Below are 14279 nucleotides of genomic sequence, written 5' to 3' on the forward strand. Positions count from 1 at the left end.
TCCTACTGTTTTGGGGCGCTGACCGGTTGGAGCTGCGCCTTCCAACGCTCCAGATTGCGTTGCAACACGGCCTCGGTCAGGCCGGAAGCGGGCAATTCTGTCATCTTTTTCGCCAACTGTCCGCGCAACCAGGCGTCATTGCAGGCCGAGTTGTGCGAGACCGCCAGGAACAGGCCGGGCTGATCCACCGGTCGCGCCCGCGGGCCGAGGTCCCCGGCCATGCCCAGGCTCTGGGTGGTGACCATACCGGCATAACGCCCGGCCAGCACATACTCCACCTCGCCCAGCAGCAGCTTGTGGAACGCCTGGGGCAAGGCCGGGGTGTATTGCAGCGTCAGCTGTTCCTTGGCGAACGCCACGAACGGCTGGGTCATCCGGGCCTTTTGCGACACAGCGCCGCGGTGACCGTGCAGGTCGGTGGCGGTGTCATAGATGAGTGTCGAATCGTTACGGGTCCAGACCAGATAGTCGTTCTGCACCAGCGCCGGGTGGATGTAATCCAGCGAATCCAGCTCGTCGAGGGCAATCGGCGCATCCACCAGCAGGTCCATGCGCCCGCTGCGCACTTCTTCCTGGGCCTGGGAGCGCTTGCCGCCATACAGCACCTCGACCTTGAGCCCCAGCTCGCTGCCCACCTGGCGCAACAGGTCGGCACTGGCGCCGATCAGATGCACCGGATCCTCGGGATCGCGCCACAGGTACGGCGGCGCATCCGGGCTGCCGGTGACGATCAGGCGCTCGCATTTGCCCACGGCAAACGCCGGCGCGGGCAGCGCAAACAGCCCCAACAGCAGTGATGACGTAACGACGCGAAGCACGTCCATGGCACAGTTCTCCTGTCCGCCCCTCCTGTGGGAGCCGGCAAGCCGGCTCCCACAAGGGAACGTTCGGCAAAAAAAATCGCAAAAAAAACCCGGCCAGAAGGCCGGGCTCTTTTATAAGTGAAGTGGCTGGATCAGACCAGCTTCTCCAGCTCGGGTACGGCTTCGAACAGGTCCGCGACCAGGCCGTAATCGGCCACCTGGAAGATCGGCGCCTCTTCGTCCTTGTTGATCGCGACGATCACCTTGGAGTCCTTCATGCCGGCCAGGTGTTGGATCGCGCCGGAGATACCGACGGCGATGTACAGCTGTGGCGCGACGATCTTGCCGGTCTGGCCGACCTGCATGTCGTTCGGCACGAAACCGGCGTCGACGGCAGCGCGGGAAGCGCCGACCGCGGCACCCAGCTTGTCGGCCAGGGCGTACAGGTGCTTGAAGTTGTCACCGTTCTGCATGCCACGGCCGCCGGAAACGACGATCTTGGCGGCGGTCAGCTCGGGACGGTCGGACTTGGCCAGTTCTTCGCCGACGAACGACGATTTGCCTGCATCGTGAGCCGCGGCAACGGCTTCAACCGCGGCCGAACCACCTTCAGCGGCAACCGGGTCGAAACCGGTGGCACGCACGGTGATGACCTTGACGGCGGCGTTCGATTGCACGGTGGCAATGGCGTTGCCGGCATAGATCGGACGCTTGAAGGTGTCGGCACTTTCCACCGAGATGATCTCGGAGATCTGGTCGACGTCCAGCTGCGCGGCAACGCGCGGCAGGATGTTCTTGCCGTTGGAAGTGGCGGCGGCCAGGATGTGGCTGTAGCCCTTGCCCAGCTCAGCGATCAGAGGAGCCACGTTTTCCGGCAGTTGATGCGCGTAGGCGGCGTTGTCGGCCAGCAGCACTTTCGACACACCGGCGATTTTCGCGGCGGCTTCGGCCACGGCGCCAGCGCCGGAGCCTGCGACCAGCACGTGAATGTCACCACCGATTTTGGCGGCGGCGGCAACGGTGTTCAGGGTGGCCGGAGCCACGACCTTGTTGTCGTGTTCGGCGATTACCAAGATAGTCATGATCAGATTACCTTCGCTTCGTTTTTCAGTTTCTCGACCAGTTCTGCAACCGACTTGACCTTGATGCCCGCGCTGCGAGCAGCCGGCGCTTCGACTTTCAGGGTCTTGTTGGTGGAGGCGGTGGAAACGCCCAAAGCATCCGGAGTCAGCGTCTCAAGCGGCTTCTTCTTGGCTTTCATGATGTTCGGCAGGGACGCATAGCGCGGCTCGTTCAAACGCAGGTCGGTGGTGACGATGGCCGGCAGGCTCAACGAAACGGTCTGCAGGCCGCCGTCGATTTCGCGGGTCACGGCAACCTTGTCGCCCGACACTTCGACTTTCGACGCGAAGGTGCCTTGGGCGTAGCCGCTCAGGGCCGCCAGCATCTGGCCGGTCTGGTTGTTGTCGCTGTCGATGGCCTGCTTGCCGAGGATCACCAACTGAGGCTGTTCCTTGTCGACGACAGCCTTGAGCAGCTTGGCCACGGCCAGGGAGGTCAGCTCTTCGGCCGATTCGACCAGGATGGCGCGGTCGGCACCCAGGGCCAGCGCGGTGCGCAGTTGCTCCTGGGCGGTGGACGGGCCGACGGAGACGACGACGATTTCAGTGGCCACGCCTTTTTCTTTCAGGCGTACCGCTTCTTCCACTGCGATTTCGCAGAAGGGGTTCATCGACATCTTGACGTTGGCGAGGTCTACGCCGGAATTGTCCGCCTTGACGCGAACCTTGACGTTGTAATCGACAACGCGTTTGACAGCTACAAGAACCTTCATGGATTCCTCACTCTCCGGTGAAAAGAAAGTCGCCTAGGCGAACCTGGCGGTTGATGCTCATTGGCCCAGGAGGACCTCCAAAAACGCCGACACGCTGAAAAGCGGATCCTTTTTCCCCGATAACTACCGTTCGTCCGACGTGACTATGCAGTCACGGGTCGTCGGGACGTGTAAACTCCGCGCCGAACCGGCGTGGTGCTTCACGTTCGGGTGCCTTCGCCCTGTCTTTGGACGTACTCCTGCGAGCCGCATTTAGCCTACGGCGAACGCAAAACCGCCCGTATCTTGACCGGAACGCCTATTCCGGTCAATACGGCAAAATGGCCAGTCATAAGCCGCGCTACTTTGATTTATCTGGCTTCCAGCGATTTCAAACAAACGTTTGTATTGGACGCTGGTGGTGGTGTAGATATAATGCGCCGCCTAGAGAGAAAGATGTCTCGCCGTGATCCTCTTCCCGACGTGGGGCAGGAATACTGGAGCGCGACACCAAACCTCCACCATTAGAAAAACTGTTGAGCCTTGAGTAGGAGAGAGTCTGTGGAACGCGAATACATGGAATTCGACGTGGTCATCGTCGGTGCCGGCCCCGCAGGCCTGTCCGCCGCTTGCCGGCTGAAACAGAAAGCGGCCGAAGCGGGTCAGGAAATCAGCGTCTGCGTGGTGGAAAAAGGCTCCGAAGTCGGTGCCCATATCCTTTCCGGCGCAGTGTTCGAACCACGGGCCCTGAACGAACTGTTCCCTGACTGGAAAGAACTCGGCGCGCCGCTGAACACCCCCGTCAAGCGTGACGACATCTATGTCCTGCGCAGCGGCGAGACCTCGACCAAGGTCCCCGACTTCTTTGTGCCCAAGACCATGCACAACGAAGGCAACTACATCATCTCCCTGGGCAACCTGTGCCGCTGGCTGGCCCAGCAGGCCGAGAACCTGGGCGTGGAGATCTACCCGGGCTTCGCCGCCCAGGAAGCGCTGTTCGACGAGAACGGCGTGGTCCGCGGGATCATCACCGGCGACCTCGGTGTCGACCGTGAAGGCAACCCGAAGGAAGGCCTGTACACCCCCGGCATGGAACTGCGCGGCAAGTACACGCTGTTCGCCGAAGGCTGCCGCGGGCATATCGGCAAGCAACTGATTTCGCGTTTCAAGCTCGACAGCGACGCCGATGCCCAGCACTACGGCATCGGCCTGAAGGAAATCTGGGAAATCGACCCGGCCAAGCATGAACCGGGCCTGGTGGTGCACACCGCCGGCTGGCCGCTGGACATCATGAGCGCCGAGAACACCGGCGGCTCGTTCCTCTATCACCTGGAAAACAACCAGGTGGTGGTCGGCCTGATCGTCGACCTGTCCTACAGCAACACCTTCCTGTCGCCGTTCGACGAGTTCCAGCGCCTCAAGCATCACCCGGTGCTCAAGCAGTACCTGGAAGGCGGCAAGCGCATCAGCTACGGCGCCCGCGCCATCTGCAAGGGCGGCCTGAACTCGCTGCCGAAGATGATCTTCAACGGCGGCGCGCTGATCGGCTGCGACCTGGGCACCCTGAACTTCGCCAAGATCAAGGGCAGCCACACTGCCATGAAGTCCGGCATGCTCGCCGCCGAAGCCGTGGCCGAGAAGCTGCTGGCCGGCGCCGAGGGTGGCGATCAGCTGACCGGCTACGTCGAGTCGTTCAAGGCCAGCTGGCTGTACGAAGAACTGTTCGCCAGCCGCAACTTCGGCCCGGCGATGCACAAGTTCGGGCCGATCATCGGCGCGGGCTTCAACTGGTTCGACCAGAACATCATGGGCGGCAAGCTGCCGTTCACCCTGCACGATACCAAGCCGGACTACGCCTGCCTGAAGCTGGCCAAGGACTCGACGAAAATCGATTATCCGAAGCCGGATGGCAAGCTGAGCTTCGACAAGCTGAGCTCAGTGTTCATCTCGGGTACCAACCATGAAGAAGAGCAGCCGTGCCACCTGAAGCTGAAGGATCCGAGCATCCCGATCAGCAAGAACCTGCCGATGTACGACGAGCCGGCACAGCGCTACTGCCCGGCCGGGGTCTACGAAGTGATCACCCGGGAAGACGGCGAGAAGCGTTTCCAGATCAACGCCCAGAACTGTGTGCACTGCAAGACCTGTGACATCAAGGACCCTGCGCAGAACATCACCTGGGTGACGCCGGAAGGCGCCGGCGGACCGACCTACCCGAACATGTAGTTCGCCCGCCCGTCACGAAAAGGCCCCCTGGGGGCCTTTTTTTATGATCGTTCCCACGCTCCGCGTGGGAATGCCTCACTGGACGCTCCGCGTCCGCTCTGCAGGTGACGCCTGCCCATGCAGCGCGTGGGAACGCTCACTGGACTGCCAGGCTCCCCTCTTCCACCGGGCTGTGTTCGAAGTAGCGCTTGTACTCCCGACTGAACTGCGACGTGCTCTGGTAGCCCACCCGATGCGCCACCTGGGCCACGCCCAGGCCATCACTGACCAGCAACCGCTGGGCCTTGATCAGGCGCAGGCGCTTGAGGTACTGCACCGGCGACAACAGGGTGCTGCGCTTGAAATGCTCGTGGAAGGTCGAGGTGCTCATGTTCGCGTAACCCGCCAGGGTATCGACGTTCAGCGGCTCGGCGAAATGCTCGTGCAGATGGCTGAGGGAGGCGGCCAGCCGGGCAAACTGCCCCTGCTGTTCCACCAGCGCCCGCAGTACATCGGCCTGGGGTCCGCGCAGCGCGGCGAACAGCACCTCGCGCAGGCGCGCCTGTCCCATGACCCGGCACTCCAGCGGATCATGCAGGCAACGCAACAAGCGTTCCACGCTCAGGCGCATCTCGTCGTCCAGTGCCACCGAGGTCATCGACTCCGGTGTCTGCGACGAAGCCCCGCGCTCCGTCGCCAGGCCCATGGCCAGCACCAGTTCGCTCAACATCGCCCGGTCGATACCGATGGACACGCCGAGCAACGGCTCGTCCTGCGTGGCAAAGGTCTCGTACTCGAAAGGCACCGGCAGCGCCTGGATCAGGTAATGCCCCGCCCCATACTCGAGGATGCGCGGCCCCAGGTAGGCGAGCTTGCTGCCCTGGGCGATGATCATCAGGCTCGGCTCGTAGATCTGCGGGCAGCGCGAGACATTGCCGTAGGCCGCCACGATGTTCACCTGGGGCAGCGGGGTCGGCAGGAAGCCCGAACGAGATGCCAGGGGCTGGAGCAATGAAACCAGGGTGGCATTGGCGTCGAGATGACGGGTCAACTGCATGGCAAAAACTTCACGGAAAAAGGGATGCAAACATCATCGCAGGTCCTGGGCGACATGAAAGTGGCCGGCCGCCGATGCCGGAGGATTAGGCATGACACTCGGAGGAATCGTCATGGCCGGCTCGCCGGGCGACGCAGAGAATGGCCCGCCTCAACCGTCACTGCCTTGCGAGGTTTTTCCATGTACACCGCCATCGGTTATGCCGCTCAATCGGCCACCACTCCCCTCGCCCCCATGACCTTCCAGCGTCGCGCGCCACGACCGGACGATGTCGCCATCGAGATTCTCTACTGCGGCGTCTGCCACTCAGATATCCACCAGGCCCGCAACGAATGGGGCATCGCCGTCTACCCGCTGATGCCGGGCCATGAAATCGTCGGCAAGGTCACCGCCGTCGGTGGCGATGTCACCCGCTACAAGGTCGGCGATCTGGTCGGCGTCGGCTGCATGGTCGACTCCTGCCGCCACTGCGAAGCCTGCCATGCCGACCTGGAACAATACTGCCTGGAAGGCATGACCATGACCTACGGCGGCGCCGACCGCGTGGACGGCAGTCTCACCATGGGCGGTTACTCCGACAGCGTGGTGGTCAGCGAACGCTTCGTCCTGCGTATCCCGGAAAAACTCGACCTGGCCAGCGCCGCCCCGCTGCTTTGCGCCGGCATCACCATGTACTCGCCGATCAAGCACTACGGCATCAAGGCCGGTGACAAGGTCGGCGTGCTCGGCATGGGTGGCCTGGGTCACATGGGCATCAAGCTGGCCAAGGCCGTGGGTGCCGAAGTCACCCTGTTCACCCGCTCCGCCAGCAAGGCCGAGGAAGCCCGTCGCCAGGGTGCCGATCATGTGATCGTGTCCACCGACGACAAACAGATGCAGGCCGCCGCCGGGCACTTCGATTTCCTGCTGGACACCATCCCGGTGCAGCACGACCTCAATCCCTACCTCGATACCCTGCGCTTTGACGGCGTGCATATCCTGGTGGGCCTGATCGAACCGGTGGACCCGGCACTGCATGCCGGCAAGCTGGTGATGAAGCGCCGCGTGCTGGCCGGCTCGCTGATCGGCGGTATCGCCGAAACCCAGGAAGTGCTGGATTTCTGCGCCGAGCACAACATCACCTGCGATATCGAAATGCTCGATATCCGCGATATCAACGAGGCCTACAGCCGCATGATCGCCGGGGATGTGAAATACCGCTTCGTCATCGATATGGCGACGCTGAAGGTCTGACACCCCGAGGGAGCTGGCCTGCCAGCGAAGAGGCCCGCAAGCCTTGCAGCGCCTGATCGGCCGCTATCGCCGGCAAGCCGGCTCCCACAGGGTTCGTGCCACACGCTCAATCCCACAGGTCACAGGGATGGTCAGCCGCCCAGTTCCGCCGAAATACCCGCCGCGGCTTTCTTGATCAGCGGAATCAGCTCGGCCATCTTCTCCAGCGGCATGTAAGGCACGGTACTGGCGATACTGATACCGGCGACAATGCGCCGGCCGGCATCGCGGATCGGCGCCGCCACGCAGCGGATCGACGGTTCGTTGTCTTCCAGGTCGAACGCATAACCGCCCGCCGCATACTCCTGCATACGCTGCAGGAACTGCTCCCAGGATGCTTCCCGGTGCTGCGGCCACAGCGCATTTTTCCCCGCCGCCGGCAGGCTCGCTTCATACAATCGTTGCCATTCCCGTGCCGTATCGTCGAGCAGCAGTGCCTTGCCGATCCCGGTGCGTGCCAACGGCATGCGATGACCGACCCGCGAACGCATCTCCGGGCCGTTGCGCCCCGGATTCTTGTGCAGGTACAGCACATCGTCATCCTCGCGGATCGCCAGGTGGATGGTGTCGCCGGTCAGGCTCGACAACTCGTCCAGGTACGGCACGGCCAGGGTCACCAGTGGCAGTTCTTCCCGTGCCTGGAAACCCAGTTCGATCAGCTTCGGTCCCAGCAGGTAGCCGACCTGCGGCACCACCCGCAGATAGCGTTCTTCCACCAGGCAGCTGGCCAGGCGATGGGTGGTGCTGCGCGTGGTGCCGATGCGCCGGGCGATCTCCTTGAGATCACGGGCACCAGCGGCCACCGCCTGCACCACGCCCAGGCCACGCAGCAGGGTCTGGGTGCCGGTGGGCGCGGCCTCCTTGGCCGTGTTCGTCGGGGAGATCGGAGCGTCTTCCTGCATATCCAGCCTATGAGAGGTGTACCAGAACGGCGGCCATTATGGCCTTTCGCTTGCCGGCTGTGGAGCACGACCAGCCGACTTCGGGAACAGGAGACGATGCCCTGCGCGTCAACGCTGTTTCAGCCGGTCGATGATCACCGCCACCAGCAGGATCGAACCGCGAATCACGTACTGGTAGAAGGTGTCGATATTCTTCAGGTTCATCGCGTTCTCGATGATCGCCAGGATCAGCACTCCGGCAATCACATGGCGGATCAGGCCGATCCCGCCACTGAGGGACACCCCGCCCAGCACACAGGCGGAAATCACCGTCAGCTCGAAGCCCTGGCCGATCATCGGTTGGCCGGAGGTCATGCGCGAGGCCAGGATCACCCCGGCCAGCGCGCCAATCAGGCCGTGCACGGCGAAGATGATGATCTTGGTCCGGTCCACCTGCACCCCTGCCAGCAACGCCGCTTCCTGGTTACCGCCAATGGCCATGGTGTTGCGCCCGTAGGTGGTGTAGTTGAGCAGCCAGCCGAAGAACAGGAAGCACAGCACGGTGATCACGATCGGCACCGGCACGCCGAACAGCTGGCCGTTGCCGAAGACAAAGAACCCTTCGTCCATCACGCCGACCGCCTTGCCGCTGGAAAAGATATAGGCCAGCCCGCGGACGATCTGCATGGTCGCCAGGGTGGCGATCAGCGCATTGATACGCAGCTTGGCGATCACGATCCCGTTGATCAGCCCCACGCACAGGCCCATCGCCAGGGCCGCCGAGACACCGAGAAAGACGCTGTCGGTATCGCGGATGACAATCCCCGCCACCACCCCCGCACAGGCGATCACCGAGCCCACCGACAGGTCGAAGTGACCCGAGGCCAGGCAGAACAGCATGGTGCAGGCGGCGATCCCGGTCGTCGAAATCGCCAGGCCGAGGCCGCGCATGTTCAGCGGGGAAAGAAAGTTGTCGATGAACAGCGTGCAGAACAGGAAGATCCCCAGCGCTGCCAGGAGCATCACCCAATCGTCGAAAAACTTGCGTTGATTCAGACCCAGCCAGAACGCGCCCGGCGTTTTTACCTGTGACATAGCCACCTCGTCAGTCTTCAATTCCACGAACACGGGAATGTCTCTTGGGGCCCGCTGCGCGGGAGTGGTTCATTCCCGGGTTCGCGGGAGTGCCTCTTTATTCCCGCGTTCGCGGGAGTGGTTCTTTATTCCCGCGTCCGCGGGAGTGCCAATTGCAACAGCCGGGCCTCATCGGCCTCACTGCGCGCCAGTTCGCCGGTGATCGCCCCTTCGCTCATCACCAGCAGCCGGTCGGCGATGCCCATGACTTCCATCAGGTCGCTGGACACCACGATCACCGCGATACCCCTGGCGGCCAGGTTGTGGATAATCTGGTAGATCTCCGCCTTGGCGCCGATATCGATGCCGCGGGTCGGTTCGTCGAGCAGCAGGACCTTCATCGGCATCGATAGCCAACGACCGAGAATGGCCTTCTGCTGGTTGCCGCCGGACAGATAGAGAATCGGCTGCGCCGCCGACGGCGTGCGGATATTCAGGGCGGCGATCTGCCGTTGTGCGTTGTCCCGTTCCCAACCGCCCTGGATCAGGCAGCCAAAGCCGGCGTGATGGGCGCGGGCACTGATATTGATGTTCTCCGCGACACTGGCGCGGGGCACGATGCCTTCCTTCTTGCGGTCCTCCGGGCACAGCAACACCCCCGCCGCGATGGCATCGCGAGGCGAGCGCAAGCGTACCTCCCGCCCTTCCAGCAACAACTGCCCGGCCTTGCCGCGGGCGAGCCCGGCCAGCAGTCGCAGCAGTTCCGTGCGCCCGGCACCGACCAGACCGAACAGGCCGAGCACCTCGCCCTTGGCGACGCTGAAGCTGACCGGTTCCTGCAAGCCAGGCCCCAGCAGCCCTTCGACCCGCAGGGCTTCGCCGAAGTGTTCGCGCGGCCGGTAGTTGTAGATATCCTGGATATCGCGGCCGACCATGCAGCTCACCAGTTGATCGACGCTCAGCTGGGCCATGTCCTCGAAGGTGCGCACAAAGCGCCCGTCCTTGAACACGGTCACCGCGTCGCAGATGCGGAACACCTCTTCCATCCGGTGCGAGACATACAGGATCACCCGCCCCTCGTCCCGCAGGCGCGCGATGATCACCATCAACCGTTCGATCTCCCGCGCCGACAGGCTGCTGGTGGGTTCGTCGAAGGCAATCACCCGGGCGTTGCGCGACATCGCCTTGGCGATTTCCACCAGTTGCCGCTGGCCCAGGGACAGGCTGCCGAGACGGGTATCGGGATCGATCTCGTCGGCCAGGCCCTTGAGCAACTCGCGGGCACGACGGACCATCGCCCGCCGGTTGACCACGCCCCAGCGCGTCGGCATATGCCCCAGCAGCAGGTTTTCGGCCACGCTCATTTCCGGCACCAGTTGCAGTTCCTGGTGAATCACCGCGATACCGCTGGCGATGCTGTCGGCGGCGGACCTGAAGTGCAGGGTCTGTCCGCCGATCTGCAGGTGGCCGCTGTTGGGCGCATAGAAGCCGCCCAGGATCTTCAGCAGGGTCGACTTGCCGGCACCGTTTTCCCCCATCAGCGCATGCACGCTGTGGGGCCGGGCCTCGAAGCTGATCTGCGCCAGGGCGCGGACACCGGGGAATTCCTTGCCGATGCCGTTGAAGCGCAGACTGGCGCCGCTGTTCTGTTGGTTCGACATGTTCATGTTCTCGCCTTGCGCTACTTGCACCCCCTCCGAGCCCGCCGCCGACCTGTAGGAGCCTGGCTTGCCGGCGAAGGCGTCCGTGAGGACGCAAAAAGCTTCGCGGGCAAGCCCGGCTCCTACAGGGGACAGCGGTACTCCGGGGAATTCATTTCCACAGGCCGATCTTGCTCAGTTCCGCCTGGAAATTGGCCCGGGTGATCAGGGTGACGTTGTCCAGCGCGGTGTACTTGGCCGGCTCCTTGCCGGTGGTGACCCAGGTGTACATCTGGCTGGCGGTTTCATAACCGGAGGTGTCCGGGCTCAGCAGCATCGAGCCGAAGAAACCGCTGTCGGTCTTTTTCAGTTCGCCGATGGCATCGGTACCGTTGATGCCGACACCGATCACATTGGCCGCCTTGAAGCCGGCGCTTTCGGTGGCGCGCACGCCGCCCAGCACCGCGCTGTCGTTCATCCCGCCGATCAGCAGGTTCTTCGCCGCGGCGGGCAGCTTGACCAGCGCCGAGTTGGTGGCGTCCATGCTGCCCGGTACGTCGAGGGTCTTGAGCGGGCTGAAGAGAATATGATCCGCCGGCAGGCCCGCCGCCTTGAGGCCGTCCACCGAACCGTCGGTGCGCTTCTTGCCGGTGTCCAGCTCGTCGAAGGTATTGATCACCGCGTAGGTGCTGCTCCAGTCCCAGCCGCGCCTTTTCGCTTCCTCGGCCATCGCCGCGCCCTGCTTCTGGCCGATCTTGAACGCCGCCAGGCCGACATAGGGCACGTCCTCCATCGGGTTGCCCTTGGCGTCGACGAAACGGTCGTCCACCGCCAGCACCTTCAGTCCGTTGAGCTTGGCCTTGGCCATGATCGCCGGGCCCAGCGAAGTGTCCGGCGGGCAGATGACAAAGCCCTTGGCGCCATTGGCGGCCAGGGTGTCGATGGCGGCGAGGGTCTTCTCGCCATCCGGCACGGCGATCTTGATCACCGTGAATCCCTTGTCCTTGCCGGCCTTCTCGGCGAAGGCCCACTCGGTCTGGAACCAGGGCTCCTCGGCCTGTTTGACGAGAAAGCCGATTTTCACTTCTTCGGCCGCTGCCAGATGGGTAAGACCACCGGCGGCGACTACCGCGACCGCACAGGCCAGGGAACGGAGCTTGCGTTGAATAAGCATGGGTAACCCTCTTGTTCTTGTTTGACCGGTTCTTGTTGAATCGCTGCGTGCAACAAACGTCGCCCCGAAGGCCGGCGCGCAGATCAGTCGTGGTACATCACCGAGCGCCCGCCATCGATCATCAGGCAGGTGGCGTTGATGAACGGCGCCTCGTCGGTGGCCAGGAACAAAGCCGTCATCGCCACCTCGACCGGCTGGCCGATACGTCGTGGCGGATGCAGGTCGAAGGCCCGCTGGCGTTCGGCCCCGGGATCGGCGAAACCGTTCCAGTAGTCGACATTGAGCTGGGTCTCGATATACCCCGGGGCAATCGCGTTGACCCGGATACCCTTGGGCGCGTACTCGATGCCCAGCGCCCGGGTCAGGCCGAGCAGGCCATGCTTGGCCACCGGATAAGGGAAGCAGCCGGGGATGATGTGGCTGGAATGGGTCGAGGCGATATTGATGATGTTGCCGATGCCCTGTTCGATCATGTGCGGCAACACGGTGCGACAGCCGAACCAGGCCCCGTCCAGGTCGATGGCGAAACAGCGCCGCCAATCCTCGTCGGTCATCTCCAGCGGATCGCGAAACACGTTCACGCCGGCGCAGTTGACCAGCACGTCGACCCGGCCAAAGCGTTCGATGGCCAGGTCGACCAGGGCGCGCCATTGCGTCTGCGAGGTGATGTCGATGGCCTGCGCGTGAATCTGCGCACCCTGCCCGCGCCAGCGCGCGGCGACCTGCTCGACCTTTTCGGCCTGGATATCGCCGATCACCAGCTTTGCCTGCTGCGCCTGGAAGCAGGCGACGATCGCCTCGCCAATGCCCTGGGCCGCGCCGGTGATCACCACTACCTTGTCTTTCAGGCGATCGCCGTACTTCGGCTCGGGGACTTCGGGTAACGACAGCGGTTTTGCCATTTCAAACACTCCTGAATGAAATCGAATGAACCCGTGACGCGCGCTACAGCTCGATCCGCTCGACCTTGCCCACCAACAGCCCGTAGGACAGCGCGCCGATCAACGCCAGCACGGCGATATAGGTAATGGCCGGGGCGAACGAGTCGCCGCTGGCGAGAAAACCGATGACGATCGGCGTGGTGATCGCCGACAGGTTGCCGATGAAATTGAACACCCCGCCGGTCAGCCCCAGCAGACGCGCCGGGGCCAGGGTCGAGACCAGCGACCAGGTAATGGAGGCCAGGCCGTTGCCGAAGAACGCCAGGGCGAGGAAGGCGATCACCAGGGCCGTGGAGTCGACGAAATTGGCGCCGATGATCGAGGTGGAAATCAGCAGCCCGCCGATGATCGGCAGCTTGCGCGCCAGGCCGATGCCGACACCGCGGCGGATCAGCCAGTCGGAGAACAGCCCGGAGCAGAGCACGCCGACAAAGGCCGCGAGAAACGGCAGCGAGGCGAGGAAACCGGACTTGATAAAGTCCATGCCGCGGTACTTCACCAGGTAGGTCGGGAACCAGGTGAGGAAGAACCACAGGGTCGAGTTCAGGCAGAACTGCCCCAGGTAGATGCCCCACAGCTTGCGCTTGCTGAGCACGATGCCCAGGTCCGTCCAGCTGAACGGCGCCTTGCGCCGGGCCGTTTGCGCCTGGATATCCACCAGGCCGCCGCCTTCGCGGATCAGTTCGATCTCGGCGACATTCGCCCCCTTGAAGTCCCGGGGTTCGCGATACACCGCGTACCAGACCACCGCCCAGAGAATCCCCACCACGCCGGTGCTGACAAACACCATGTGCCAGCCGTAGCGGTGCTGCAACCAGGCCAGGACCGGGGTGAGAAAGGCCAGGCCGACAAACTGTCCGGAGGTGTAGAAGCCGATGGCCGTCGCCCGCTCACGCTCCGGGAACCAGGTGGTGACGACCCGGCTGTTGATCGGATAGGCCGGGGCCTCCAGGGCGCCGACCGCCATGCGCAGGACGAACAGGGCGATAAAGCTGGCGGCGAAACCGAGCATCACCGTCGCCACCGACCACAGCAGCAGGGCCACGCTGTAGAGAATCCGCGGCGGCACCCGGTCCACCAGCCAGCCGCCGGGAATCTGCATGGCGGCGTAGGTCCAGCCGAAGGCCGAGAAGATCAGCCCGACATGGATCGGATCGATGCCCAGGTCGCTGGTCAGGGCCGGCGCGGCAATCGACAGGTTGCTGCGGTCCAGGTAGTTGATCACCACGGTGATGAACAACAGCACCATGATGAAGAATCGCTTGCGGCTGGGCGTCATCAGAGACGCCGCGGCCTGGGGCCGTTCGAATTGCATGGAGCGTGCCTCTTCTTATGATTATTGAGGACTGCTTGCCTATCCCTGATGATCGTTCCCACGCTCCGCGTCACCTCCAACAGCGGACGCAGAGCGTCCTGAGC

At 63.4% G+C, this 14279-nt stretch carries 12 protein-coding genes; 2 read left to right on the forward strand and 10 right to left on the reverse strand.

The features are described 5' to 3' along the window. Positions 1–2 precede the first annotated feature (2 nt). From HX881_RS14165 to HX881_RS14175, 3 genes are all read right to left on the reverse strand, one after another. Positions 3–824 (reverse strand): substrate-binding periplasmic protein, encoded by an 822-nt coding sequence (locus HX881_RS14165; protein ID WP_177085074.1) that lies wholly within the window; start codon positions 822–824, stop codon positions 3–5. Positions 825–955: 131 nt separating this feature from the next. Next, positions 956–1885 carry an electron transfer flavoprotein subunit alpha/FixB family protein gene (locus HX881_RS14170; RefSeq protein ID WP_177085076.1) on the reverse strand — a complete coding sequence of 310 codons (930 nt, stop codon included), beginning with the start codon at positions 1883–1885 and terminating at the stop codon, positions 956–958. 2 nt (positions 1886–1887) lie between these two features. Continuing rightward, positions 1888–2637, reverse strand: a complete 750-nt coding sequence (locus HX881_RS14175) for an electron transfer flavoprotein subunit beta/FixA family protein (protein ID WP_017123912.1) — start codon at positions 2635–2637, stop codon at positions 1888–1890. A 540-nt stretch (positions 2638–3177) separates the two neighbouring features. On the opposite strand from HX881_RS14175, the gene HX881_RS14180 reads away from it, so the two are divergent. Beyond that, complete coding sequence (locus tag HX881_RS14180; protein WP_177085078.1) at positions 3178–4842, forward strand: 4Fe-4S dicluster domain-containing protein; 1665 nt, start codon at positions 3178–3180, stop codon at positions 4840–4842. A 136-nt stretch (positions 4843–4978) separates the two neighbouring features. On the opposite strand, the gene HX881_RS14185 is transcribed toward HX881_RS14180, so the two are convergent. Then, positions 4979–5878: an AraC family transcriptional regulator gene (locus tag HX881_RS14185; protein WP_177085080.1), complete on the reverse strand. Its 900-nt coding sequence runs from the start codon at positions 5876–5878 to the stop codon at positions 4979–4981. Positions 5879–6058: 180 nt separating this feature from the next. Between HX881_RS14185 and HX881_RS14190 the strand changes: the two genes are divergently transcribed. Further along, entirely contained in the window at positions 6059–7111 is a 1053-nt protein-coding gene (locus tag HX881_RS14190) for an NAD(P)-dependent alcohol dehydrogenase (RefSeq protein WP_017123915.1), read from the forward strand. A 131-nt stretch (positions 7112–7242) separates the two neighbouring features. Here the strand turns inward: HX881_RS14190 and HX881_RS14195 are convergent, their stop codons facing one another. From HX881_RS14195 to HX881_RS14220, 6 genes are all read right to left on the reverse strand, one after another. Then, complete coding sequence (locus tag HX881_RS14195; protein ID WP_177085082.1) at positions 7243–8052, reverse strand: IclR family transcriptional regulator; 810 nt, start codon at positions 8050–8052, stop codon at positions 7243–7245. A 108-nt stretch (positions 8053–8160) separates the two neighbouring features. After that, entirely contained in the window at positions 8161–9126 is a 966-nt protein-coding gene (gene araH / locus HX881_RS14200) for an L-arabinose ABC transporter permease AraH (protein WP_042934472.1), read from the reverse strand. Between the two features lie 125 nt (positions 9127–9251). Next, on the reverse strand, positions 9252–10772 hold the full coding sequence (gene araG, locus HX881_RS14205; RefSeq protein ID WP_177085084.1) for an L-arabinose ABC transporter ATP-binding protein AraG: 1521 nt from the start codon (positions 10770–10772) through the stop codon (positions 9252–9254). 145 nt (positions 10773–10917) lie between these two features. Next, positions 10918–11919, reverse strand: coding sequence for a substrate-binding domain-containing protein (locus HX881_RS14210; protein ID WP_177085086.1), 1002 nt, complete (start codon positions 11917–11919; stop codon positions 10918–10920). Between the two features lie 83 nt (positions 11920–12002). Further along, positions 12003–12821, reverse strand: a complete 819-nt coding sequence (locus HX881_RS14215; protein ID WP_103033037.1) for an SDR family oxidoreductase — start codon at positions 12819–12821, stop codon at positions 12003–12005. Positions 12822–12864: 43 nt separating this feature from the next. Further along, positions 12865–14175 carry an MFS transporter gene (locus tag HX881_RS14220; protein WP_177085088.1) on the reverse strand — a complete coding sequence of 437 codons (1311 nt, stop codon included), beginning with the start codon at positions 14173–14175 and terminating at the stop codon, positions 12865–12867. Between the last annotated feature and the right edge of the window lie 104 nt (positions 14176–14279).

Origin of the sequence: Pseudomonas gingeri, assembly GCF_013386115.1 — a bacterium.
In the GTDB taxonomy this organism is placed as follows: domain Bacteria; phylum Pseudomonadota; class Gammaproteobacteria; order Pseudomonadales; family Pseudomonadaceae; genus Aquipseudomonas; species Aquipseudomonas gingeri.